This window comes from Pseudomonas sp. SWRI154, assembly GCF_014268645.1.
Lineage (GTDB): Bacteria > Pseudomonadota > Gammaproteobacteria > Pseudomonadales > Pseudomonadaceae > Aquipseudomonas > Aquipseudomonas marvdashtae.
Genome location: NZ_JABWQW010000086.1, coordinates 1 through 462, shown reverse-complemented (window position 1 = coordinate 462; position 462 = coordinate 1). Strand labels below are relative to the sequence as shown.

General features: G+C 64.9%; 1 pseudogene. It reads right to left on the bottom strand.

Going from position 1 to position 462, the window contains the following annotated elements:
* Positions 1–462 (bottom strand): annotated as a pseudogene (locus HU806_RS26265) (RHS repeat domain-containing protein); the annotation flags it as partial.

Below are 462 nucleotides of genomic sequence, written 5' to 3'. Positions count from 1 at the left end.
TGCCGAGGTGGTCGAGGTGGTAGTAGAACGGTGTGGCTTTTTCTGGGCCTTCGCCTTCGAGCAGGGCGAGGGGGCGGAAGGTGCCGGGCTCGTAGATGTAGCTTTGGTAGTGCTGGTCGCTGCTTTCGGCGACGACCTGGTCGCCTTGCCAGATAAATTCGGTGGTCTGGTCGTCCACGGTCTTTTCGATGCGTCGGCCGAAGGCGTCGTAGCGGTAGGACGTTTCGCTGCCGTCCGGGCCGGTGACGCCGATGAGGCGGTGTTGGCTGTCGTAGCGGTATTCGGTGACCAGGCATTGGGCTGTGCCGCGGCGTTCGCGGATCAGGTTGCCGTAGGCGTCGTAGTCGTAATGGCGGTCGCCCTCCATCAAGAGGCGGTTGCCCTTGAGGGTGGTCGGGCCGGGGCGGTCTTGCATCAGCAGGTTGCCGGCCGGGTCGTGGGCGAAGCGTTCCGGGGCTTGGC